Annotated in this window: 21 protein-coding genes; 4 read left to right on the top strand and 17 right to left on the bottom strand. The window is 71.3% G+C overall.

What is annotated here, in order from left to right; genetic code table 11:
* Nucleotides 1–12: 12 nt before the first annotated feature.
* Both aspS and ACWDVW_RS23575 read right to left on the bottom strand, forming a co-directional pair.
* On the bottom strand, nt 13–1,833 hold the full coding sequence (gene aspS / locus ACWDVW_RS23570; RefSeq protein ID WP_449952520.1) for an aspartate--tRNA ligase: 1,821 nt from the start codon (nt 1,831–1,833) through the stop codon (nt 13–15).
* Nucleotides 1,834–2,099: 266 nt separating this feature from the next.
* A complete protein-coding gene (locus tag ACWDVW_RS23575) occupies nt 2,100–3,152 on the bottom strand; it encodes a S1 family peptidase (RefSeq protein WP_449952523.1) in 1,053 nt (350 codons plus the stop codon).
* A 247-nt stretch (nt 3,153–3,399) separates the two neighbouring features.
* Here ACWDVW_RS23575 and ACWDVW_RS23580 point away from each other — a divergent pair, with 247 nt between their 5' ends.
* A complete protein-coding gene (locus tag ACWDVW_RS23580) occupies nt 3,400–4,230 on the top strand; it encodes an SGNH/GDSL hydrolase family protein (RefSeq protein WP_449952526.1) in 831 nt (276 codons plus the stop codon).
* A gap of 231 nt (nt 4,231–4,461) precedes the next feature.
* Here the strand turns inward: ACWDVW_RS23580 and ACWDVW_RS23585 are convergent, their stop codons facing one another.
* Nucleotides 4,462–4,932: a winged helix-turn-helix transcriptional regulator gene (locus tag ACWDVW_RS23585; protein ID WP_449952529.1), complete on the bottom strand. Its 471-nt coding sequence runs from the start codon at nt 4,930–4,932 to the stop codon at nt 4,462–4,464.
* 55 nt (nt 4,933–4,987) lie between these two features.
* Here ACWDVW_RS23585 and ACWDVW_RS23590 point away from each other — a divergent pair, with 55 nt between their 5' ends.
* Nucleotides 4,988–5,494, top strand: a complete 507-nt coding sequence (locus ACWDVW_RS23590) for a PaaI family thioesterase (protein WP_449952532.1) — start codon at nt 4,988–4,990, stop codon at nt 5,492–5,494.
* Nucleotides 5,495–5,567: 73 nt separating this feature from the next.
* On the opposite strand, the gene hisS is transcribed toward ACWDVW_RS23590, so the two are convergent.
* Together hisS and ACWDVW_RS23600 are read right to left on the bottom strand one after the other, a co-directional pair.
* Complete coding sequence (gene hisS, locus ACWDVW_RS23595; protein ID WP_449952535.1) at nt 5,568–6,896, bottom strand: histidine--tRNA ligase; 1,329 nt, start codon at nt 6,894–6,896, stop codon at nt 5,568–5,570.
* 54 nt (nt 6,897–6,950) lie between these two features.
* Nucleotides 6,951–7,670: an MBL fold metallo-hydrolase gene (locus tag ACWDVW_RS23600; protein WP_350695027.1), complete on the bottom strand. Its 720-nt coding sequence runs from the start codon at nt 7,668–7,670 to the stop codon at nt 6,951–6,953.
* Nucleotides 7,671–7,917: 247 nt separating this feature from the next.
* On the opposite strand from ACWDVW_RS23600, the gene ACWDVW_RS23605 reads away from it, so the two are divergent.
* Nucleotides 7,918–8,829, top strand: coding sequence for a peptidylprolyl isomerase (locus ACWDVW_RS23605; RefSeq protein ID WP_449952538.1), 912 nt, complete (start codon nt 7,918–7,920; stop codon nt 8,827–8,829).
* 61 nt (nt 8,830–8,890) lie between these two features.
* The gene (locus ACWDVW_RS23610; protein ID WP_449952541.1) at nt 8,891–9,730 is read left to right on the top strand and encodes a peptidylprolyl isomerase; all 840 of its coding nucleotides are present in this window, start codon (nt 8,891–8,893) and stop codon (nt 9,728–9,730) included.
* Between the two features lie 67 nt (nt 9,731–9,797).
* On the opposite strand, the gene ACWDVW_RS23615 is transcribed toward ACWDVW_RS23610, so the two are convergent.
* The 12 genes from ACWDVW_RS23615 to ACWDVW_RS23670 all read right to left on the bottom strand — a co-directional run bounded on the left by ACWDVW_RS23615 (nt 9,798) and on the right by ACWDVW_RS23670 (nt 23,686).
* Nucleotides 9,798–12,242, bottom strand: a complete 2,445-nt coding sequence (locus ACWDVW_RS23615; protein ID WP_396751397.1) for a RelA/SpoT family protein — start codon at nt 12,240–12,242, stop codon at nt 9,798–9,800.
* A 196-nt stretch (nt 12,243–12,438) separates the two neighbouring features.
* A complete protein-coding gene (locus ACWDVW_RS23620) occupies nt 12,439–13,005 on the bottom strand; it encodes an adenine phosphoribosyltransferase (protein WP_131055195.1) in 567 nt (188 codons plus the stop codon).
* Nucleotides 13,006–13,106: 101 nt separating this feature from the next.
* Nucleotides 13,107–14,315 (bottom strand): protein translocase subunit SecF, encoded by a 1,209-nt coding sequence (secF, locus tag ACWDVW_RS23625; RefSeq protein ID WP_449952545.1) that lies wholly within the window; start codon nt 14,313–14,315, stop codon nt 13,107–13,109.
* Nucleotide 14,316: 1 nt separating this feature from the next.
* Entirely contained in the window at nt 14,317–16,212 is a 1,896-nt protein-coding gene (gene secD, locus ACWDVW_RS23630) for a protein translocase subunit SecD (protein ID WP_449952548.1), read from the bottom strand.
* 290 nt (nt 16,213–16,502) lie between these two features.
* Entirely contained in the window at nt 16,503–16,841 is a 339-nt protein-coding gene (yajC, locus tag ACWDVW_RS23635) for a preprotein translocase subunit YajC (protein WP_449952551.1), read from the bottom strand.
* Between the two features lie 136 nt (nt 16,842–16,977).
* Complete coding sequence (ruvB, locus tag ACWDVW_RS23640) at nt 16,978–18,048, bottom strand: Holliday junction branch migration DNA helicase RuvB (RefSeq protein ID WP_449952554.1); 1,071 nt, start codon at nt 18,046–18,048, stop codon at nt 16,978–16,980.
* Entirely contained in the window at nt 18,045–18,647 is a 603-nt protein-coding gene (ruvA, locus tag ACWDVW_RS23645) for a Holliday junction branch migration protein RuvA (protein WP_131057678.1), read from the bottom strand. Before ruvA ends, ruvB begins: the two co-directional genes overlap by 4 nt.
* Nucleotides 18,644–19,171, bottom strand: coding sequence for a crossover junction endodeoxyribonuclease RuvC (gene ruvC / locus ACWDVW_RS23650; RefSeq protein WP_350695041.1), 528 nt, complete (start codon nt 19,169–19,171; stop codon nt 18,644–18,646). The genes ruvA and ruvC overlap by 4 nt, the downstream gene beginning before the upstream one ends.
* A gap of 134 nt (nt 19,172–19,305) precedes the next feature.
* On the bottom strand, nt 19,306–20,418 hold the full coding sequence (locus tag ACWDVW_RS23655) for a sodium:proton exchanger (protein ID WP_449952557.1): 1,113 nt from the start codon (nt 20,416–20,418) through the stop codon (nt 19,306–19,308).
* A 126-nt stretch (nt 20,419–20,544) separates the two neighbouring features.
* The gene (locus tag ACWDVW_RS23660; protein ID WP_449952560.1) at nt 20,545–21,261 is read right to left on the bottom strand and encodes a DedA family protein; all 717 of its coding nucleotides are present in this window, start codon (nt 21,259–21,261) and stop codon (nt 20,545–20,547) included.
* A gap of 243 nt (nt 21,262–21,504) precedes the next feature.
* Nucleotides 21,505–22,104 carry a TetR/AcrR family transcriptional regulator gene (locus ACWDVW_RS23665; protein ID WP_449952563.1) on the bottom strand — a complete coding sequence of 200 codons (600 nt, stop codon included), beginning with the start codon at nt 22,102–22,104 and terminating at the stop codon, nt 21,505–21,507.
* A 19-nt stretch (nt 22,105–22,123) separates the two neighbouring features.
* Nucleotides 22,124–23,686, bottom strand: a complete 1,563-nt coding sequence (locus ACWDVW_RS23670; protein ID WP_449952566.1) for an MFS transporter — start codon at nt 23,684–23,686, stop codon at nt 22,124–22,126.
* Between the last annotated feature and the right edge of the window lie 387 nt (nt 23,687–24,073).

Consider the following 24,073-nt stretch of genomic DNA (forward strand, 5'->3'; position numbering starts at 1 on the left):
ACGCGACGTCGGTCAGGTGGGGTCGGCGACCGGGGCGGCCGGGCCGGCGGTGCCGGTGTGCGGGACCTGGGCGGGCTTGGGCTTGGCGTCGATGCCGGCCTCGGCACGCTGCTGCCCGGTGATCGGGGTGGGCGCGCCGGTCAGCGGGTCGAAACCGCCCCGCGTCTTCGGGAAGGCGATGACCTCGCGGATCGAGTCGACACCGGCGAGCAGCATGCAGACCCGGTCCCAGCCGAACGCGATGCCGCCGTGCGGGGGCGGGCCGTAGCTGAACGCCTCCAGCAGGAAGCCGAACTTGTCCTGCGCCTCCTCGGGCGTGATGCCGAGCAGCTCGAAGACCCGCTGCTGCACGTCGCGGCGGTGGATACGGATCGAGCCGCCGCCGATCTCGTTGCCGTTGCAGACGATGTCGTACGCGTAGGCCAGCGCCCGGTCCGGCGCCTCCTCGAAGCGGTCCATCCACTCGGCGTTCGGCGAGGTGAACGGGTGGTGCACGGCCGTCCAGCCACCGGCCTTGCCGCTCTCGTCCGACGTCCGTTCGAACATCGGCGCGTCCACCACCCAGCAGAACGCCCAGGCGCTCTCGTCGACCAGGCCGGCCCGCTTGGCGATCTCGATCCGGGCCGCGCCGAGCAGTTCCTGGGCCTCGCGGGCCTCCGGGCCGGCCGCGAAGAAGACGGCGTCGCCCGGCTTGGCGCCGACCGCGTCGGCCAGCCCGGCCAGGTGCTCGGCGGAGAGGTTCTTCGCCACCGGCCCGCGCGGCTCGCCGGTCTCGGCGTCCAGCACCACGTACGCGAGTCCCTTGGCGCCGCGCGCCTTGGCCCAGTCCTGCCAGCCGTCCAGCTCCTTGCGGGTCTGGCCGGCGCCGCCGGGCATCACCACCGCGCCGACGTAGCCGCCCGCGTCGATCGCTCCGGCGAAGACCCGGAACTGGGTGCCGCGCAGGTAGTCGGTCAGCTCGGTCAGCTCCACGCCGTAGCGCAGGTCCGGCTTGTCCGAGCCGTACCGGGCCATGGCGTCGTGCCAGGTGATCCGCGGGATCGGCCGGGGGATCTCGTACCCGGCCAGGTCGGACCAGAGGGCGGCGGCGATCTCCTCACCGAGGTCGATCACGTCGTCCTCGGTGACGAAGGACATCTCGATGTCGAGCTGGGTGAACTCCGGCTGCCGGTCGGCCCGGAAGTCCTCGTCGCGGTAGCAGCGGGCGATCTGGTAATACCGCTCCATGCCGCCGACCATGAGCAGTTGCTTGAACAGCTGCGGGGACTGCGGCAGCGCGTACCAGCTGCCGGGTTGCAGGCGGACCGGGACAAGGAAGTCGCGGGCGCCCTCCGGGGTGGACCGGGTCAGCGTCGGCGTCTCGATCTCCAGGAAGTCCCGCTCGTGCAGCACGCCACGGGCGAGCTGGTTGGCCCGGGACCGCAGGCGCATCGCGTGGGCCGGGCCGCCCCGGCGCAGGTCGAGGTAGCGGTACTTCAGGCGGACGTCGTCGCCGGCCACCACCTGGTCGTCGATCGGCAGCGGCAACGGGGCGGCCTCGGAGAGCACGTCCAGCTCGGCGGCGGTCACCTCGATCTCGCCGGTGGGCAGCTCCGGGTTCTCGTTGCCCTCCGGGCGGCGGGTGACCTCACCGACGACCTTGACGCAGTACTCGTTGCGCAACGCGTGCGCGTCCTCCTCGCGGAAGACCACCTGGACCACGCCGGAGGCGTCGCGCAGGTCGACGAAGATGACACCGCCGTGGTCGCGCCGGCGGGCCACCCACCCGGCGAGCGTCACCGTGGTGCCGGCGTCCGTCGCGCGCAGGCTGCCGGCGTCATGGGTACGGATCACGACGTGCGTCTCCCTCGTCTGGCTCTACGTCCGTTGCTCCCGGCATTCTGTCAGCCCGCACCCGCCCTCGTTCCCCGGGTGTAAGGAAGGGCCCCCTACTAACGCCTCGTGCATAGCAGGGGTCCCCTGCTAACAGCAGCGCACCCGGTACCAACAGCAGCGCACCCGGTGCTGACAGCAGCGCACCCGGCGGTACAAGCCGGGCGGGCCGCCGGAGGAGGAATCCGGCGGCCCGCTGGCGGAGGAGAAGGTTTGCGGAAGGAGGATCAGTAGACGCTGACGCCGTACCGGCTCAGCACCGGCCCGATGGGCTGGAAGAAGGTGGTGCCGCCGATGCTGCAGTTGCCGCTGCCGCCGGAGGTGAGGCCGAGCGCGATGGTGCCGCTGAACAGCGAGCCGCCGCTGTCACCCGGCTGGGCGCAGATGTTGGTCCGGATCAGGCCGCGCACCTGGCCCTCGGCGTAGTTGACGGTGGCGTTGAGGGCGGTCACCGAGCCGCTGCGAACACCCGTGGTGCTGCCGGAACGCTGCGCCGACTGGCCGACGTACGCGTTGCCGGAGGCGGTGATGTCCCGGTAGGTGCCGTTGTAGAGGTAGACGTTGCCCGGCTGCACGACGCTCTGGTTGGCGTAGCGGACGATGCCGTAGTCGCTGCCCGGGAAGACGCTGCCGGTACGCGAACCGAGCAGCGCGGTCTGCGCCGAGTTGCTGTACCAGTTCGCGGCGATGTTGGTGCAGTGGCCGGCGGTCACGAAGTAGTAGGTGCTGCCGGCGCGCACGTTGAAGCCGAGCGAGCAGCGTCCGCCGCCCTGTGCGTAGATCGCCTCGCCACCGGAGATGCGGGTGCTCAGCACACCGGCCTGGGCCTCGATGCGGACGGCGCCGTTGGTGCGCGCGGCAGCGGCCTTGACCCGCTCCAGCTTGGCGCCGGTGACGGTGCTGTCGACGGAGACGACGACCTGGTTGGTGGCCGGGTCGGTCCACCAGGCGGTGCCCGGGATAGCGGCGGAGCGCTCCAGCACGGCGGTGGCCCGGTTCAGCTCGGTGGCACCGCGCGTGACCAGCTTCGGGGTGGCGCCGGCGGCGGCCACCTGGCGGGCCGCGACGGCGTCGGTCACCGCGACGACCATGGCGCCGCTGGCGTCGGCGTAGGCGCCGGCCGCGCGGTCGCCGAGACGGTCGGCGAGGGCGGCCGCGGCGTCGGGTGTGGCGGACGCGGGCGCCGCCTGGGCCGGGGCGCCGGCCAGTACGCCGACAGCCAGGGTTCCGGCGGCGGCGGCGGAGACGACGCGGCGAAGCATTGACCTTGTGGGTCGCATGTAACAGCCTCCCGGTAGGGGATTTCGCGCCCTGTCACGTCGACAGGGGCGGGGGCAACTCAGCCACCTGGGGAAATGGCCAAGCGAGGGAAAGTATTCACACATTTAAGATCGTCAACAACCCCCGAGTCCGGCCGAATCGACCAACCATCCCCAAGTAATCTCCGCGCAACATTGTGGACACAGACGGTCGTCTATACGCTCTGGTCACCGCCGCCACCCGGCAACCGTGAACCGGAGGCCACCCATGACCCTCGTCCGACGCGCGCTGGCCACCCTCGCCGGCGTCACCGCCCTCGTCCTGCTCACCACCGCCCCCGCCCTGGCCGCACCCGGCCCGCCACCGACCTCGATGGCCAGCCTCGGCGACTCGATCACCCGGGGCTTCAACGCCTGCGGGTGGTACGTCGACTGCACTAGCCGGTCGTTCAGCACCGGCGACGACGCCACCGTCAACAGCCACTACCTGCGGATCCGCCGGGTCGAGCCGACGATCAACGGCCGCAACCACAACGCCGCCCGCACCGGCGCGAAGTCCGCCGACCTGACCGGCCAGGCCGGCACCGCGGTCAGCCAGGGAGCCGGGTACGTGACCATCCTGATCGGCGCGAACGACGCCTGCACCGGCTCGGAGTCGGGCATGACCTCGGTGGCCACCTTCCGGGCCAACATCGACTCCGCGCTGAACCGACTCAGGACCGGCCTGCCGAACGCACGTGTCTTCGTGATCAGCATTCCGGACGTGCACCGGCTCTGGACGGTCGGCAAGGACAGCGGCAGCGCGCGTACCGCCTGGTCGGTGTTCGGGATCTGCCAGTCGTTGCTAGCCAACCCGACCTCCACGGCGCAGGCCGACGTGGACCGACGCAACCGGGTCCGGCAGCGGGTGGTCGACTTCAACGGCCAGCTCGCCGCGGCCTGCGCCGCGTACGGGTCGAACTGCCGGTACGACGGCAACGCCGTCTTCGGCTACCCGTTCGCCCTCTCCCAGCTCTCCGGCTGGGACTACTTCCACCCGAACGCCGCCGGCCAGCAGGTTCTGGCGAACGTCTCCTACCCCGCCGGCTTCGCCTGGTAGCCACCGAAGACCGGTCCGGCGGCAGCGCCGGACCGGGCACCGGAACCCGGCCGAGCCTCACCGCCGGAACCCGGCCGGGCGTCACCGTCAGAAGCCTGCCGAGCCTCACCGTCAGGACCCGGGCGGACCTCATCGCCGGGACTTAGCCGAACCACACCGCGGGTATCCGGGCGGGCGTCACCGTCAGAAGAGCGCCATCCCCTGCCGAGCCAAACCGCGACCGGTCGGGCGTCATCGTCGACGGGCGCCCGGCCCCGGACGCGGCATCACGTCACGCGGCTCGGTGACGTGGTGCCCGTCCGCGCAGCGCAGTTCCGCCCGGATGTCGGCGCCGCAGTCGCGGTGTCCGACGCGCAGCGGCGGCCCCTCCGGATCGGCGAGATACCGGTCCCCCCAGGCCAAGACGGCGACCAGTACCGGCCACAGGTCCATCCCCTTGGCGGTGAGCCGGTACTCGTGCCGCAGCCGACTGCCCGGCTCACGGTACGGCTCGCGCCGGAGCACCCCCTGCGCGACCAGTGTGGCCAGCCGGTTGGTCAGCACCTGCCGGGGTACGCCGGTGCGTACCCGCATGTCGTCGAAGCGGCGGACCCCGCTGAACACCTCGCGGAGCACCACCAGGGTCCACTTCTCGCCGAGGATCTCCATGGCGCGGGCGACCGTGCAGTTGTCGATCGACCAGTCCAGGGCCACGGGTCTCATGCCCGACAGGCTAGGTCTGATTGACAGACCCAGCAAGCACTGACAGGCTGCGTCCATGACGCAGACGCAGGGTGCGACGCGCAGCCGCACCTTCTCCTGGTCCGACCCGGGTCTCAACGCCGCCCAGGTCGGCCGGCGCAGCGGACTGGAACTGCTCCGCGCGATGATCGCCGGAGAACTGGCCGCCCCACCGGTGATGCACCTGATCGACATGTCCCGGATGGAGGCCGAGGAGGGCCGGGTCGTCGTCGAGCTGGAGCCGCAGGAGTTCCACTACAACCCGCTCGGCACCGTGCACGGCGGTGTGCTCTCCACGCTGCTGGACACCGCCGCCGCCTGCGCCGTGCACACCACACTGCCGATCGGCGTGGGCTACACCTCGCTGGACCTGAACGTGAAGTTCCTCCGCCCGGTGACCGTCCGCTCCGGGACGCTGCGCTGCGAGGGCACCGTGCTGCAACGCGGTCGTCGGACCGCCCTGGCCGAGGCCCGGCTGACCGACGGGCAGTCCCGTCTCGTCGCGCACGCCACGTCGAGCTGTCTGCTGCTCCCCCTGGAGTGAGGTTAGGAAGGGACCCTTCCTATGCACGAGGCGTTAATAAGGGGCCCTTCCTTACACCACGGCCGCCCGGAGCTCAGCTCACCAGCGGCCGCAGGTCCGCCGCAGGTGGCGTCCACTCCCCGGCCACCGCGACGACCTGCTCACCAGAGCGGATGTCCTTCACCTCGTCGGGGGCACCCTCCGCGCCCGGGAACCAGACGTACGGGATGCCGCGCCGCTGGGCGTACCGGATCTGCTTGCCGAACTTCGCCGCGCTCGGCGACACCTCGGTGGGTACGCCCCGCGACCGCAGCGCCTCGGCGACCCGGTTGCTGGCGGGCCGCAGTTCCTCGGTGGTGACCGCCACCAGCACGCAGGTCGGCACGGACCGGGACACGGTCAGCGCCTCGGCGCCGAAGAGCAGCCCGAGCAGCCGGGTCACCCCGATCGAGATGCCCACCCCGGGGAAGCGGGTGGTCCCGGCGCTGGCCAGGTTGTCGTACCGGCCGCCGGAGCAGATCGAGCCGAACCGCTCGTACCCGATCATCTGCGTCTCGTAGACGGTGCCGGTGTAGTAGTCCAGGCCCCGGGCGATGCGCAGGTCGGCCACGCAGAGGCCGGGCGAGTGCGCGGCGGCGGTCTCCACCACGGCGGTCAGCTCGGCGACGCCCTCGTCGAGCAACGGGTCGCTGACCCCGAGCGCGCGGACCGCGTCGGCGAACGAGGCGTCCGGCGCGGAGATCTCGGCCAGCGCCAGGCACGCCTTGGCCTGCGCCTCGCTCGCCCCGGCCGTGGTCGCCAGCAGCTCCGTCACACCGGCCGGGCCGATCTTGTCGAGCTTGTCGACCGCCCGCAGCGTCGCCTCCGGGTCGGTCAGCCCGATGCCCCGGTAGAACCCCTCGCAGATCTTGCGGTTGTTGACCTGGATGCGTACCGGCGGGATCGGCAGCGCCCGCAGCGCGTCGCCGATGACCAGCGGCATCTCCGCCTCGTGGTGCGGGGCCAGGGTGTCCCGGTCGACGATGTCGATGTCGGCCTGGAGGAACTCGCGGTACCGCCCCTCCTGCGGACGCTCGCCCCGCCACACCTTCTGGATCTGGTAGCGGCGGAACGGGAACTGGAGCTTGCCGGCGTTCTCCAGCACGTACCGGGCGAACGGCACGGTCAGGTCGAAGTGCAGCCCGAGGGCGTCGTCACCGGCCGGGCCCTCCGCATCGCCCTGGAGGCGCCGGATCACGTAGACCTCCTTCGAGGTCTCCCCCTTGCGCAGCAACTGGTCCAGCGGCTCGACGGCGCGGGTCTCCAGCGGCGCGAAGCCGTACAGCTCGAAGGTGGACCGGATCCGGTCCAGGACGTACTGCTCGATCATCCGCTGGGCGGGCGTCCACTCCGGGAAGCCGGAGATGGGCGTGGGCTTGCTCATGATGCTCCTTCGGCACCCGCGCGGCAGGCGCGGGGAGGTCCTGGTCCGCGGCGACTACAGGCCGCGGGTGGGGGCCGCCGGTCGTCCGCCGCCCGTCCCGGCCACCTCGACGAGGTACGGGTTGGTGGCGCGCTCGCGGCCGATGGTGGTCGTCGGGCCGTGGCCGGGCAGCACGACGGTGTCGTCGGCGAGCGGGAGGATCTTGTCCCGCAGGCTGGTGATCATCGTCGGCATGTCGCCGCCGGCCAGGTCGGTGCGGCCGATCGAGCCGGCGAACAGCACGTCACCGGAGAGGCAGATCTGCTCCGCCTCCCAGGGCGAGCCGGCGCCGGGCAGCCGGAACAGCACCGACCCGCCGGTATGGCCCGGCGCGTGGTCGACGGTGATCTCCAACCCGGCGAGGCTGAGCGTCGTGCCGTCGGCCAGTTCGGCGACGTCCTCCGGCTCGGCGTACGGCAGCCGGCCACCGAAGAGCTGGGTGAGGTCCATCGACAGGGCCTTCGTCGGGTCGGCCAGCAGCTCCCGGTCGGCCGGGTGCACGTACGCGGTGATGCCCCGCGCCCCGCACACCGGTGCCACGGAGAAGGTGTGGTCCAGGTGCCCGTGGGTGAGCAGCACGGCCGCCGGATGCAGACGATGCTCGGCGAGCAGCGCGTCGAGCCGGTCGATCACCCCGATGCCGGGGTCGACCACCACGCACTGCTCCCCCGGCGCGGCGGCCACCACATAGCAGTTGGTGCCGAAGGCGTCCGCGGGAAAGCCGGCCACGAGCACGTCCGCTCCCCTTCCGTCGAGTCGTCCTCGCCAGCAGCCTACCGGCGGTCCGGGCGCGCCCGGACCACTCGGTCCCACCAGCGCGCAGGGGCAGTGACGGATTCCGATGCGGACGTGCAACGACCTCGTACACGACTTTCCCAGCCGGTACCCGTACACTCTGGCGGGCGTGTGGCGTGGCGCACCTGCCGCCCGACGGGTACGCGACCACCAAGTGACGACCAGGGTAGAGGAAAGGGGAGCACGGGTGGCTTCCAGCAGGGACCGGCAGCGCAAACTGGCGCGGGCCAAGCTCGACCGGCAACAGGCCCGCCGGGCCGCCACCGTCAGGCGCCGGCGGCGCATTCGAGCCGGTGTCGGCACCGCCCTGATCCTCGTGCTGGTCGTCGCCGGTTCGGCGTGGGCGCTGGGCGCCTTCGACAGCGAGCCGACGCGGGACACCGCGAACGACGAGGTCTGCCTCTGGACCCCGCAGAACACCGAGGGCAACCCGAACCTCCGCCAGGTCGGCGAGCCGGCCACCACCGGCCTGCCGGTGACCGGCACCCGGCCGATGACCATCACCACCAACCAGGGCGACCCGATCTCGGTCGAGTTGGACCTCGCGAACGCCCCGTGCGCCGCCGCGAGCATCGCCCACCTGGCCGGGCAGGGCTTCTACAACGACACCAAGTGCCACGAGATCACCGCCGACGGCGCGGTGCGCTGCGGCGACCCGAGCGGCACCGGCCTCGGCGGCCCGTCGTACTCGTTCTACAACGAGAACGTGCCGACCGCGCCGGAGGCGTCGCCCAGCCCGTCGCCGGACCAGCCGCCCACGTACCCCAAGGGCACGGTGGCGATGATCAGCAACCCGCCGGGCGCCAACGGCAGCCAGTTCCTGATCTTCTTCGAGGACTTCACCACCGCCGAGCCGGCCTTCCCGGTCATCGGCCGGGTCACCGGCGGCCTGGACGTGGTGGAGAAGATCGGCGCGCTGCCGACCGTGGAGAATGAGGCTGGCGAGAAGGTCAAGCCAAAGGACGACGACGTGGTCATCCAGAGCCTGACCGTCGGCGAGCCGGGGCTCGACCCGGCGTCCCCGCCAGAGCCGACGCCGGCGGGCACGGCAAGCCCGGCGGCCTCCGGCGCACCCGAGGCCAGCGCGAGCGCCGGCTGACCGAACTCGGCGGTCTCACCCACCGCAGCGGGATCCACATACAGTCCAGGAGGATCGAGGCGTGACGTCCACCAGAGAGCGGCAGCGCGCGGCGGCCCGCGCCCGGCTCGAGAAGGAGATGGCCGAGCGGTCGACGCGGGCGCGCAAGCGTCGCCAGACCCAGGCGGTGGTCGGGGCCGGAGTGGTCCTGCTGCTGGTGGTCGCCGGCACGGCCTGGCTCGCCACCAACCTGATCGGCGACGACAGCGGCGGCGACACCGCGGCCCAGGGCGGCAGCACTGCGGAGTGCGGCTGGGTGGAGATCCCGGCGGGTGAACGGACCCCGACGACCAAGGACGTCGGGCTGCCGGACACCCAGCAGAGCCGGGTCGGCACCCAGACCATGACGATCGCCACCAACCTCGGCCCGATCACCGCGCGGATCGACCGGGCGGCGGTCCCCTGCACCGCGGGCAGCTTCACCCACCTGGCCGAGCAGAACTTCTTCGACAACACCAAGTGCCACCGCCTGGTGACCGAGGGCATCAAGGTGCTCCAGTGCGGCGACCCGAGCTCCACCGGTGACGGCTGGCGGGAGACCGACGGCACCGGCGGCCCGGCGTACCGCATGCCGGAGGAGAACCTGCCCACCGACAAGCGTCCGCCCTACGAGGCCGGCGTCATCGCGATGGCCAACTCGGGCCAGCCGGCCAGCACCGGCAGCCAGTTCTTCATCGTCTACGGCGACTCGCCGCTGGACCCGAACTACACCGTGCTCGGCACGATCACCGACGGGATGGACATCGTCAACGACGTCGCCAAAGCCGGCGACGACGGCGCGTTCGCCCAGCAGGCCGGTGGCGGTCACCCGAAGAAGGAGATCGTCATCACCGACCTCACCATGAGCGCGGCGACGGGCTGAGCCCCGCGTACGACGAAGCGCCCGCCGGCTCAGCCGGCGGGCGCTTTCCGTTGTCCGGGCGTACGCCTCAGGCGCCGGAGGTGACGCGGTAGGCGTCGAAGACCCCGTCGACCTTGCGGACGGCGGCCAGCAGGTGCCCCAGGTGCTTCGGGTCGGCCATCTCGAAGCTGAACCGGCTCACCGCCACCCGGTCGCGGGTGGTGGTGACGGTGGCGGAGAGGATGTTGACCCGCTCCTCGGAGAGCACCCGGGTGACGTCCGCGAGCAGTTTGTGCCGGTCCAGCGCCTCCACCTGGATGGCGACCAGGAACGTCGAGGCGGAGGTCAGCTTCCAGCTCACCTCGACCACCCGCTCGCCCTGGGCCCGCAGGTCCTCGGCGTTGGCGCAGTCGTCACGGTGCACACTGACGCCGCCGGAACGGGTGACGAAGCCGAACACCGTGTCCGGCGGCACCGGGGTGCAGCAGCGGGCGAGCTTGATCCAGACGTCGCTGACGCCCCGCACGACCACACCCGGGTCGTGGCTGGAGGCCCGGCTGCGCGGCGGCCGGGTGGCCACCGCGGTCTCCGCGATGTCCTCGGCCGCACCCTCCTCGCCACCGTAGGTGGCCATCAGCTTCTGCACCACCGACTGCGCGGAGACCTGGCTGTCCCCCACCGCCGCGTACAGCGACGCCACGTCGGCCAGGTGCAGGTCCCGGGCGATCGCCATCAACGCGTCCGAGGTGAGCATCCGCTGCAAGGGCATGCCCTGCTTGCGCATGGCCTTGACGATCGCGTCCTTGCCCTCCTCGATCGCCTCCTCGCGGCGCTCCTTGTTGAAGTACTGCCGGATCTTCGTCCGCGCCCGGGGGCTCTTGACGAAGCCCAACCAGTCCTGCGTCGGGCCGGCCGTCTCCGACTTCGAGGTGAAGATCTCGATCACGTCACCGTTGGACAGCGTCGACTCCAACGGCACCAACTTGCCGTTGACCCGCGCCCCGATGCACTTGTGCCCCACCTCGGTGTGCACCGCGTACGCGAAGTCCACCGGCGTCGACCCCGTCGGCAACGGGATCACGTCGCCCTTCGGGGTGAAGACGTACACCTCCTGGCTGGACAGGTCGAACCGCAGCGCGTCCAGGAACTCGCTCGGGTCCGCCGCCTCCCGCTGCCAGTCCAGCAACTGCCGCAGCCACGTCATCTCGTCGATGTGGGCCGGCGGCCCGACGATCTGGGTGCCCTTCTCCTTGTACTTCCAGTGCGCCGCGATACCGAACTCCGCCGTACGGTGCATCGCGTACGTCCGGATCTGCATCTCCACCGGCTTGCCGGTCGGACCGATCACCGTGGTGTGCAGCGACTGGTACATGTTGAACTTGGGCATCGCGATGTAGTCCTTGAACCGGCCCGGCACCGGCTGCCAGTTCGCGTGGATCACACCCAACGCGGCGTAGCAGTCCCGCACCGTGTCGACCAGGATCCGCACACCCACCAGGTCGTAGATGTCGTTGAAGTCCCGACCCCGCACGATCATCTTCTGGTAGATCGAGTACAGGTGCTTCGGCCGACCCGTCGTCTCCGCCTTGATCTTGGCGGCCTTCAGGTCCACCTGCACCTTCTGCGTCACCTGCCGCAGCAACGCCTCGCGCTGCGGCTGGTGCTCCCCGATCAGCCGGTTGATCTCCTCGAACCGCTTCGGGAACAACGTCCCGAACGCGAGGTCCTCCAGCTCCCACTTGATGGTGTTCATACCCAGGCGGTGGGCCAGCGGGGCGAGGATCTCCAGCGTCTCCTTGGCCTTCTGCTCCCGCTTCGGCGCGGGCAGGAAGGAGAGCGTCCGCATGTTGTGCAGCCGGTCAGCCAACTTGATCACCAGAACGCGCGGGTCCTTGGCCATGGCGACGACCATCTTGCGGATCGTCTCGGCCTTCGCCGCGTCGCCGAGCTTGACCTTGTCGAGCTTGGTGACGCCGTCGACCAGCAACGCGACCTCGCCACCGAAGTCCGTGCGCATCTGGTCCAGCGAGTATTCGGTGTCCTCGATGGTGTCGTGCAGCAGCGCGGCGACCAGCGTGGTGGTGTCCATGCCCAGGTTGGCCAGGATGGTGGCCACCGCCAGCGGATGGGTGATGTACGGGTCGCCGGACTTGCGGTACTGACCCGAGTGCCACCGCGCGGCGGTGTCGAAGGCACGTTGCAGCAGCCGGGCGTCCGCCTTGGGGTGGTTCTCCCGGTGGGACGAGATCAGCGGCTCCAGCACCTCGCTGACCTGCGACGACTGCCATGGCGCGTTGAACCGCGCCAGCCGCGCCCGGACCCGTCGCCCGGTGGGCGCGTTGGAGAGCCCGAACCCGCTGCTCGGCGCCGGGTCACCGGTGGCCGCGACGGATCCGCCGTCGGCCGCGCTGGGGACCGCCACGTCGCCGGTGGGGCGTACCGCACCGGGTGCCCCGGCCACGGCCGGTGTGGCACCGTCGGGGTCGGTCAGCGAGCCGTTCGCGTCACCTGTCGGGTGCACCGTGCCCTCCACCGGAGGGACGACATCGTGGGACACCGGCCTCCTCACCGCTCGCCGGGGAAACACCGACCGTGCGTCGGCCGATGGGTCTCGCGCCTCTCGGACGGCTCACCGTCCGGTCAGCAATGGGCAATGCTACCCGTACCGACGGTGCCCTGCCGCTCCGCCGGACGTACCGTGCCGCCTCGGTCGCCGGGGGCGGGTCGGTTCAAACGGTCAGCAGGGCATGGACGGGACGCGGCGCCAGTTTCGCCCGCCCACCCAGGAACGAGAGCTCCAGCAGCACGGTGAATCCGGCGACCGTGCCACCGGCCCGTTCCACCAGGTCGAGCGTTGCCGCGGCGGTGCCGCCGGTGGCGAGTACGTCGTCGACCACCAGCACCCGGTGCCCCGCGGTGAACGCGTCCTGGTGCACCTCCAGCGTCGCCTCGCCGTACTCCAGCTCGTACGAGGCGGCGTACGCGGGACGGGGCAACTTGCCGGCCTTACGCACCGGCACCACACCGACCCCGGTCGCGTACGCGATCGCGGCGGCGACCACGAAGCCACGCGCCTCGATGCCGACCACGGTGTCGAAGGAGTCCCGCCCGTGGTGGGCGACGATCCCGTCGATCACCGTCCGGAAGGTCTCACCGTCGGCGAAGAGCGGCATCAGGTCCTTGAACATGACGCCCGGCTTCGGGAAGTCGGGCACGTCCAGCACCCGGCTGGCCACCAGCCGGGCGGTCTCCGGGCCGCTGTCGCCGCGTACCGCGCTGCTGTGGGTCTCCGTCACGACGCTTGGTCCCTTCCACCAGACAACGGCGCCCTGCACGCTGCTCGCACAGCATGCAGGACGCCGTCGTGTTCGTCCCTACCGGGTCGGTCCCGGCCCGGTCAGCGCCGTTTGGCGCCACCCGGGCGGTTGCCGCCCCCGCCGCCGGGGCGGCCGCCACGGGCCCCACCGGAACGCTTGCCGGCCGGACGCGCGCCCACCTTCGGCGCGGCGGCACCGGCCAGCGCGGCGCCCGTCTCGGCGGCCACCGGCTCCTCGTCCGACTCGACCGCCTCGGTCGACTCCGCCTTGCGGGAGCCCTTGGCCGCCGAGGTGTCCCGGGACGTCCCGGCCCGACGGGCCTGGACCCGCTTGTTGTGCGCGTCGATCCGCGGGTCGCGGTTCTTGAGCACGACCAGCAGCGGCGTGGCCAGGGTGATCGAGGTGACGAAGGCCATCGCCATACCGACGAACAGCACCAGACCGAGGTCCTTCAGGGTGCCCGCGCCGAGCAGGCCGGCACCGATGAACAGGATGCCGCCGACCGGGAGCAGGGCGACCACCGAGGTGTTGATCGACCGCATCAGGCTCTGGTTGACGGCCAGGTTGGCCGCCTCGCCGTACGTCTGGTTGTTGTTCGCGGTGATCCCTCTGGTGTTCTCCTGCACCTTGTCGAAGACCACCACCACGTCGTACAGGGCGAAGCCCAGGATGGTGAGGAATCCGACGATCGTCGACGGCGTGACCTCGAAGCCGACGATCGAGTAGAGGCCGGCGGTGAGGATCAGGTTCATCACCAGCGAGAAGATCGCCGCGATGGCCATCTTCAGCTCGAAGCGCAGGACCAGGTAGACGGTGACCAGCGCGATGAAGATGACCAGACCGAGCAACGCCCGGTTGGTCACCTGGCTGCCCCACGCCTCGCTGACCCGGTTGCTGCTGATCGACTCGGGGTCGATGTTGAACTGCTGGCCCAGGGTGGTCTTGACCGCCTGGACCTGCTCGCCGTTCAGCTCGGTGGTGCGCAGCTCGTAGAAGTTGCCGCTGCCACCGCCGACCTGCTGCGCGGTGACCACCGTGCCACCCTGGGCCGACAGCGCGCTCTGCGTGGCCGTCTCGGCGTCCTGGAGCGTGCCGACGCTGGTCGGGATCTGGAACGAGTTGCCGCCGGCGAACTCGATGCCGAGCTTGAACCCGTTGAAGATGACGCTGGCCAGCGCGATCGTCGCCAGCACCGCGGCGACGGTGAACCACATCTTGCGCTTGCCGACGATGTTGAGGCCGGCCTCGCCCCGATAGAGGCGAGCTGCCAGACCGTTCTCAGCGGACATGTCACGCCTCCTTGGCGCGCTGGTTGCGAGGCTGGGTCGGCGCCGAGCGGGCGGGCAGCACCCGGCCGAGCCCGCTGACCCGCGGGGACAGGAACGCCTTGGTGCTGGCGAGCATCGTCATGATCGGGTGTCGGAACAGGAACACCACGAGCAGGTCGAGCACCGTGGCCAGGCCGAGGGCGAAGGCGAAGCCCTTCACCGTGCCGACCGAGACGATGTAGAGCACCACCGCCGACAGGATCGTGATGGCGTTCGCCGAGATGATCGTCCGGCGGGCCCGGATCCAGGCTCGCGGCACCGCGCTGCGCGGGCTGCGGCCCTCGCGGATCTCGTCCTTGAGCCGTTCGAAGTAGATGACGAACGAGTCCGCCGCCACACCGAGCGAGACGATGATGCCGGCGATGCCGGCGAGGGTGAGCGTGAAGCCGATCTGCCGGCCGAGGAACACCATGGCACCGAAGAGCAGCAGCGCCGACGCGACCAGGCTCAGGAAGATGACCGAGCCGAGCAGGCGGTAGTAGAAGAACGAGTAGATGATGACCAGCAGCATGCCGATGCCGGCCGCGAGCAGACCGGCCCGCAGGTGGCTGGCGCCCAGCGTGGCGGTGACGTTCTGCTGCTCCTGCGGCTCGAACGTCACCGGCAGGGCGCCGTAGCTGAGGTAGCCGGCCAGCTCGCTGGCCTCGGCGTTGGTGAAGTTGCCGGTGATCTGCGAGCTGCCGACGAGCACGCCCTGGATCTGCGGCGACGAGATGATCTTATTGTCCAGCACCACCGCGACCCGGCAGCGGCCCTCGTCACCGAGCGCCGAGGCGTCGCAGGCCTGGCCCTCGTTGTTGAACGCCTCGCGGGTCAGCGCGGTCCACTTCTCCCCGCCACTGCGGGTGAAGTCCAGGCTGACCACCCACTGGCTGGTCTGGTCGCGCACTGCGGTGGCGCTGCTGACGTCGGTGCCGAGCACCTTCGCCACGTCCAGCAGGTTCTTGATGGAACCGGCCTCGCAGGAGACCGCCTGCTGCTCCGGGTCGGAGATCGAGGCCGGCGGCCGGTCGTCGAGCTGGAGGCAGCTGATGGTCGGCACGTTGAACTGCATCTGCGTCGGCAGCACCGCGGCCTCGCGGCCGGACAACTCGGCGAAGGGGGCGAGCTTCTCGGCCAGCGACGGGTCGGCGGCCAGGTCCGCCGGGGCCTGGAGGCCGGTGGCGGCGGCCCACGCCTCGGCGCCGACCTTCTGCTCGACGGCCTGCCGCTGCTCCTCGACGCTCTGCGGCACGTCCTCCTCCGCGCTCGGGGACGGCGAGGGCGTCGCGGCGGGCGACTCGGTGGGCGACTCGGTGGGCGTCGGGGTCGGCGCGCTACCGCCCTGGCCGCCGGCCGACGGCGAGGAGGTGACCTCGGCCTCGGGCGTGGGCGACGGGCTCGCGGCGGCGTCGCCGGACGGCGTCGGCTCGACGGCCCCGGTCGGGGTCGGCGCCGGGGTGCGGACCGTGCCGCTGCCGTCGGCGATCTTCAGCACCTTGCGGAAGCGCAGCTCGGCGGCGCTGCCGACCTCGGTGAGGTCGCGGTTCTCGCCGGGCAGGGAGATGACGATGTTGCGGTCGCCCTCGGTGATCACCTCGGCCTCGGCCACGCCGTACGCGTTGACCCGGCTCTCGATGATCTGGCGGGCCTGTTCGAGGTTCTCCGCCGTCGGGGCCCGTCCGTCGAGGGTGTTGGTGGCCTCCAGCGTCAGCCGGGTACCACCGACCAGGTCAAGACCGAGACGAGGCTCGAGCCGATCCTTCCAGCCCCCGCTGGCGCCGGCCGAGAAGAACACCAAAAGATAGAGGACGACGAAGATGGCCCCGAGTACGGCCAACTGCCGTCCCGGGCGCATCTGTCCCTGAGGTGGTGCCACGGCTGTCCTGTCTCCCTGTACGGTCGCGCCGCCGCGGGCGCGGCGGCGGGTCGGCCGGCTGCCCGGCCCACGGTCTGCCTTCCGACGGCGCCCGGGCCGGTGCCGCCGCCTCGGGTGGCCGACGCGGGTGCGTGGACCGGCCGAGCCGGAGCACCGACGCCCGGCGTCGGCCATCTATCCAGTTGTCGCACTCGCGCCACGTGCGGCGACCGCCCGCGCGGGGACGCGTGCGGGCGGCTCCCACCCGGGCGTGCTGACCGCCGCGCGGCGGTCGACCGGGTGGGCGGTGTTCAGTCCTTGACGGTGTCGCTCTCCTCGACGGGCGACTCGATCGGTCGCTCCGCCTTGGTGACCACCCGGGCGATCGCCGGGCGGGCGTAGCGGGTCTGCACTCCGGGAGCGATCTCGAGCAGGACGCTGTCGTCCTCGACGCCGGTGACCGTGCCGTAGAGCCCGCCGATGGTGACCACCTCGTCGCCGACGGAGAGGCCGGTCTGCATCGCCTCGGCCTCACGGCGGCGCTTCTGCTGCGGGCGGATCATCATGAAGTACATGACGCCGAAGAGCAGCGCGATCATGAGGATCGGCGTGAAGCCCGCCGCTCCTCCGCCTTCTGCTGCGTAGAGCACGGTTGTAGACCTTCCCATTGGCCCCCGTCACGGTGCTGGCACCAGAGCGGAGGCGGATTTTCACATCCTGTGCGGACCGCGGCGAGTCTAGTCGCTCTATCTGGGAACGCCGAATGCGGCACAGATCACGAACAGATCACGGCTGGTCGCTGTCCGCGGAGAACAAGTCGGGCACGGCAGGAGCCTCGCCCCCAAATGTACCATTCGGTGGGTTACGTCCCAGGTGGTGCCAGGCGGCATCGGTCGCCACCCGGCCACGCGGCGTACGGGCCAGCAGGCCGGCCCGCACCAGGAACGGCTCGCAGACCTCCTCCACCGTGTCCGGCTGCTCCCCCACCGCCACGGCCAGGGTCGACAGGCCGACCGGGCCACCCCGGAACGAGTCCACCAGGGCGGTCAGCACCGCCCGGTCGAGCCGGTCCAGGCCGAGCGCGTCCACGTCGTACACGGTCAGCGCCGCGCGGGCGGTCTCGACGGTGACCACCCCGTCGGCGCGTACCTCGGCGAAGTCGCGCACCCGGCGCAGCAGGCGGTTGGCGATCCGGGGCGTCCCCCGCGACCGGCCGGCGATCTCCACCGCACCGTCGTCGGTGATCGGCACGCCGAGGATCCGGGCCGAGCGGTGCAGCAGCAGCTCCAGCTCGGCGGGGGCGTAGAAGTCGAGGTGGGCGACGAACCCGAAGCGGTCCCGCATCGGGCTGGTCAGCAGCCCGGCCCGGGTGGTCGCGCCGACCAGGGTGAACGGCTCGACGTCGAGCGGGATGGCGGTGGCGCCGGGTCCCTTGCCCACCACCACGTCGACCCGGAAGTCCTCCATCGCGCTGTAGAGCAACTCCTCGGCCGGCCGCGCGATCCGGTGCACCTCGTCGATGAAGAGCACATCGCCCTCGGCGAGGCTGGTCAGGATCGCGGCCAGGTCGCCGGAACGCTCGATCGCCGGGCCGCTGGTCACCCGGATGCCGGTGCCCAGCTCCGCGGCGACGATGTTGGCCAGGGTGGTCTTGCCGAGGCCGGGCGGCCCGGAGAGCAGGATGTGGTCCGGTGGCGAGCCGCGCCGCATCGCACCCTGCAACAGCAGGTCGAGCTGGTCGCGGACGCGGTGCTGGGCGATGAACTCGTCCAGCCGCTTCGGCCGGACGCTGACCTCCGCGTCCCGCTCCGCCTCGCTGACGTACGCCGAGACCAGCCCGCCGTCGGGCGCGGTCACCGGGACCGGCCCAGCAGCCGGATCGCCTGCTTGAGCAGCACCGGCACCGGCGGCGTGGGCCCGTCGACGGTCTCCGCGACGGCGGTGACCGCCTGGTCGGCCTGACCGGCCGTCCAGCCGAGCCCGATCAGCGCCTGGCGGACCTGCTCCGGCCACGCCCCGCCGGTCACCCCGGCCGCGCCGTCGGCACCGACGGCCACCGGGCCGATCCGGTCGCGCAACTCCAGCACCAGGCGCTCGGCGCCCTTCTTGCCGATCCCGGGTACGCGGGTAAGCGCGCCCGTGTCGGCGTTGGCGATCGCCTTGCGTACCGCGTCCGGGGTGTGTACGGCGAGCACCGCCTGGGCCAGGCGCGGCCCCACCCCGCTCGCGGTCTGGAGCAGCTCGAACAGCGCCCTCGCGTCGTCGTCGGCGAAGCCGTAGAGGGTGAGCGAGTCCTCCCGCACCACCAGGCTGGTGGCCAACCGGGCCGACTGGCCCACCCGCAGGTCGGCGATGGTGCCGGGGGCGCACTGCACGGCCAGGCCGACCCCGCCCACCTCGATCACCGCGTGGGCCGGGCCGGTCGCGGTCACCACGCCGCGCACACTGGCGATCATCTCGCTCCTCCTCGTCTCGCCCGGTCCGCCGCGACGGCCAGTTTGGACCGGGTGCCGCCCCGCCACACGTGGCAGATCGCCAGCGCGAGGGCGTCCGCGGCGTCGGCCGGGCGCGGCGGCTCGGGCAGCCGCAACAGTCGGGTGACCATCGCCGTGATCTGCGCCTTGTCCGCCTTCCCGGAGCCGGTCACCGCCGCCTTCACCTCGCTCGGGGTGTACGTCTGCACCGGCAGTCCGGCGCGCGCACCGGCGAGCACGGCGATCCCGCTGGCCTGCGCGGTGCCCATCACCGTACGCACGTTGTGCTGGCTGAACACCCGCTCCACGGCCACACTGTCCGGCCGGTGCTCGGCGACCAGGTCGGTCAGCGAACGGTCCAGGTGCAACAGGCGCGCCGGCAGCTCGTCACCGGGATCGGTGTAGACGACGTAGTAGGCGATCAGCGTGCAAGGCTTGCCGGGCACCCCCTCGACCACGCCGACCCCACATCGGGTCAACCCCGGGTCGACGCCGAGCACCCGCACGCCGCCTCCTCCCCCGGCCACCGGCCAGTACGTGTGTTCGACACCCTACCGATGCCGTCTGCGAGCCGTGCTCCGGGACACGCCCGGCACCGTTCCACCACGCCACCGGAGTCGCCGTGTGGCCCGACCCGGTCTCAGCCCCACCAGAACAGCGAGCCGAGCACGGTGTAGAGCGCCACCAGCGCCAGCCCTTCCAGGTGGTTGACCGTGCCGTCGATGGTCACGAAGACGACGAGCAGGGCCGCCACGATGACCGCGACGATCTGCAACGGCGGGAAGATCAGCGTGAACTCACCGGCGCCGAGCAGCGGTGCGATCAGCATGAGCACCGGGGCCAGCATCAACGCGACCTGGAGCGCGCCCTCCATGGTGATCGCGGTGGCGGTGTCGGCGTCGCCGCGCAGGCTGAGCTGCACCGCCGGGGCGAGCTGCGACAGGTTGCCGACGGTGGCCACCAGGAAGAGGCCGACGAAGGCGGCGTTGAGGTTCATCGCCTCGGTCGCCGGCATCAGGGCGTCCATCAGCCAGTCCGCCTCGAACGCGATGAGCAGTCCGGCCACGGCCACCAGCAGCAGTACGCGTGGCAGCGGCCAGGTGCCCACCTTGGCCTCGCCGGCCCCGTTGTGCACCGGCGGCGGCGCGTCGGCGTCCTTGCCGAGGCGGAACGGCAGGGACACCACGAACACGGTGAGCAGGGCGATCGCCACCACGTAGGAGACCGCACTGGTGTGTTCGGCGGCGGGAGTGCCGAGGTTGACCGCGATCGCCGGGGTGATCAGGGTGGCCATCAGCAGCACGAGCATGACCCGGGTGACCTTGGCGTGCCGGCCGTCGATGCTCATCGTGCCGTTGCGCAGCCCACCGGCCAGGTAGGACAGTCCGTTGCCCAGCAACAGCAGGTTGAGCACCGACCCGATCAACGCGGCCTGCACCACGGCCACCAGGCCGGCGCGGAGCGCGAAGATGCAGATGATCAGCTCGGGCAGGTTGCCGACCACGGCCTGGAAGGTGCCGATGGCGGCCGGACGCATCCGGCCACCGAGCTGGTCCAGCGACCGTCCGAGCACCGCCGAGGCGAGGGTGATCGCGACCAGTACGACGAAGAAGCGCAGGACCGGCGCCGCACCGGTGAGATGTGCCAGCGCCGCGAGCATCGCACCGAGTGCGGTCGCACCCCACAGGAGCATGTCCACGATGCGCCCGACGTCCCGGCGGGGCTGGTCGATCTCGGCCGCCGACGTCTGCATGATCGAACCCTATGGGGCGGGGCCACCGGGACCAACATCTCCGGTGGCCGGTGTGACCCGGACGACGGCGCCCGGGTCACCGCCAGCGGTCGCAGGCGGGCGCGCGCCGACGACCGCGAGCCACGATCAGTGCTTGCCGTAGTGCTCCCGGGTCTCGCGGATCGCCTCCTCGGCCGCCGCGCGCTCCTGCGGGGTGACGCCCCGCTTGGCGGCCATCCGCGCCCGCAGCAGCTCGATCGCGATCGGCAGCACCGAGAGCGCCACGATGGCGATCAGGATGTACTCGATGTTCGTCTTGACGAACGGGATCTGGCCCAGGAAGTAGCCGAGCACCGTCACGCCGGTGCCCCAGAGGATGCCGCCCACCACGTTGTAGATGACGAAGGTGCGGTAGTTCATCCGGCTCACCCCGGCGACGATCGGGGTGAACGTCCGCACGATCGGCACGAAGCGCGCCAGCACCACCGACCGGGCACCGTACTTCTCGAAGAACTCGTGCGCCTTGAGCAGGTTCTCCTGCTTGAACAGACGCGAGTTCGGGCGACGGAACAGCGCCGGGCCGACCTTGCGGCCGAACAGGTATCCCACCTGGTCGCCGGCGATGGCGGCGATGGTGATGAGCAGGCACACCAGCCACAGCGGATACTTGATGTACTGGCCGTCGGCGACCAGCAGGCCGGTGGTGAACAGCAGCGAGTCACCCGGCAGGAAGAACCCGATCAGCAGCCCCGACTCGGCGAAGACGATCACCAGGATGCCGATCAACCCGAAGGTCGAGATCAACCACTCCGGATCGAGCCAGTCCGGGCCGAGGGCCAGGGTGGTGGTGATGGGCGTCGACAAGGAGACCTCCGAAGACCGCGGCAGTCGTCCCGACCGCCGCGGGACGCCCGTAGTCTAGGCCGCTCCCGAACGCCCCGGTGCCCGACATCAGCTCACACCGATCCGCGCAGGTCACGGGCGTTGCGGCGGGTCGTGAGCCCGTCTCTCGTACCACCGTGCCGTGCCGTGCCGTGCGCGTCCCGCCCGCGCCGGGCGCGTCCGTCCCGACACCGTGCCGTGGTCGGCGGTCGTGTCCCGTCCGCCTCAACGGGCGGTGATGCCCTCCAGCACCTGGTCGACGACCTTCACCGGAAGAGTCGACGTGTCGAGGTCCGGGTTCCAGTTCATCACCCGCTGGATGAGCATCGGGCCGGTGAGCATCGCCATCGTCACCTCGACGTCGAGGTCGGCGCGGAGTTCACCGTCGCGTACGCCCCGCCGCAGCACCTCCCGCATCACCGCCCGGCGCGGCTCGATGATGTTCTGGTAGAGCGCGTACTGCTCGGGGTCTCGTTTCACGACCGGCACCAGACACGGCATGATCTTCGCGGCCCGCGGGTCGATGTGGTCCCCGATGGCGCTGACCAGGGTGATCAGGTCGTCCCGGACGGACCGACCGGTCGGCTGCGGCGGGTCGCCCTTGAGCGTGCGCAGCGCGTCGCTCAGCAACGCGTTCTTGCCCGGCCACCGACGGTAGATGGTGGCCTTGCCGACGCCGGCCCGGGCCGCGATCGCCTCCACCGAGATCGCCTCGATCGTGCTGCCCTCCGCCAGCAGATCGAGGGTCGCCTCGACGATGGCCTCGTCCGCGCGGACGCTCCGCGGCCGCCCGGGCGGCCGCGGTGCGTCCGTGCTGCTCGTCATGCCGGCATTGTTCCTGACATCAGGGCGTACCGGCCAACTCGGGCTCGCCGACCGGTGCCGGCGCTGCGGCGTCGGCCCGCCCCGGCATCCAGCGCAGCGCCACCGCGACACCGGCCGCCGCGACCAGCGCGGCCAGCACCGCCGCCAGGTGCATGGCCGAGACGAAGGCGTCGTCGGCCGCCGCGATCACCTGCGGCGCCGCCGGTCCGAGTTGACCCGCGACGCCGTACGCGCCGGAGATCGACTCGCCGGCCGCCGCCCGCGCCTCGGCCGGCAGGTCGGCCACCGCCGGGGCGATGCCGGTGCGGTACCCGGCGGCCAGCACCGAGCCGATCACCGCGACCCCGAGCGCGGCGGCCACCTGGCGGATGGTGTTGCTGACGGCGGAGCCGACGCCCGCCTTCTCCCGGGGCAGCGCCGACATGATCGACTCGGTGGCCGGCGGCATGATGTTCGCCATCCCGGTGCCCTGGAGGAAGAAGACGACCAGCACCACCCAGATCGGCGTGGTGGCGTCGACGAACGCGAACGCGCCCAGCGACACCGTGGTCAGCAGCAGTCCCACCGCCGAGACGGCCCGCGCGCCGTACCGGCGGACCATGGTGGCGCTGCGGGGCGCGAAGACCAGTTGGGCCACCGCGAACGGCAGGAAGAGCAGGCCGGTCTGCAACGGGCTGTAGCCGCGTACCAGTTGCAGATAGAACGAGCTGAAGAACATCACGCCCATGGCGGCGAAGAAGACCAGCCCGATCATCGCCACCGGTGCGGCGAACCGCGGCACCCGGAACAGGCGTACGTCCAGTGACGGGTGGCTGCTGCGCCGCTCGTACGCGACGAACCAGGCCAGCACCGCCAGGCCGCCGAGGATCGTGGCCCAGACCAGTGGGCGACCGAAGCCGTGCTCACCACCGTCGATGATGCCGTACGTCAGGGTCACCAGACCGACCACCGAGAGCAGGACACCGACCACGTCGACGCGGCCCGGCGCCGGATCCCGCGACTCGGGCACCAGCAGCGCCACCAGGACCACGCCGAACGCCGTCACCGGCACGTTGATCAGGAAGACCGAGCCCCACCAGAAGTGCTCCAGCAGCAGCCCGCCGAGCACCGGGCCGATCGCCACCGCCAGCCCCACCGCACCAGCCCAGATACCGATCGCCCGTCCGCGCTCCCTCGGGTCGAAGACGTTGGAGATGATCGACAGCGTCGCCGGCATGATGGCCGCGCCACCGACCCCCATCAGCGCGCGGGCCGCGATGAGCTGGCCCGGGCTCTGCGCGTACGCGGAGAGCAGCGAGGCCAGTCCGAAGAGGACCAGCCCGATCAGCAGCATCCGCCGTCGACCGGCCCGGTCACCCCACACGCCGAAGGTGAACAGCAACCCGGCGAAGACCAGCGTGTACGAGTTGATCGACCACTCCAGTTCGCCCTGGGTGGCCCCGAGCCCGTGCACCGGGTCGGCCAGCGTACGCAGGGCGACGTTGAGGATCGTGTTGTCCAGGACGACGACGAGCAGGCTGATGACCAGCACTGCGAGGATCGCCCACCGCCTCGGGTGTCCGGTGTTCTCGTTCGGCTGCATCCCCCGACACCCTTCACATTTCGATACGGCTGAGTACCGTAATCACCCCGAGCCTAGGCCGACCCATTCCGATACGGAACCGATCCGTATTCATTGTGACCCCCGTCACCACCGGCTGTCACTCCAGCAGCTCGTGGCCGTGTGCAAGGAGGGGACCCTTCCTATACACCAGGCGTTAGCAGGGGACCCCTCCTTGCACCCACCCGCCCTACCGCCGGACCGGCGGGTGCAAGGAGGGGTCCCCTCTTAACATCTCGACGCGCGGCCCCGGGAGAAGCGAGGAGGTGGGTGTCGCGCACCGGCTCACCGCCACCCTGCTCGGCGTCGGCGGCCTCCTGGTGATCGCCGGCTGCGCCCTGGCCCTCTGGTGGCTCATCGGCGTGCGCG

This window comes from Micromonospora sp. NPDC003241 (genome assembly GCF_053589795.1).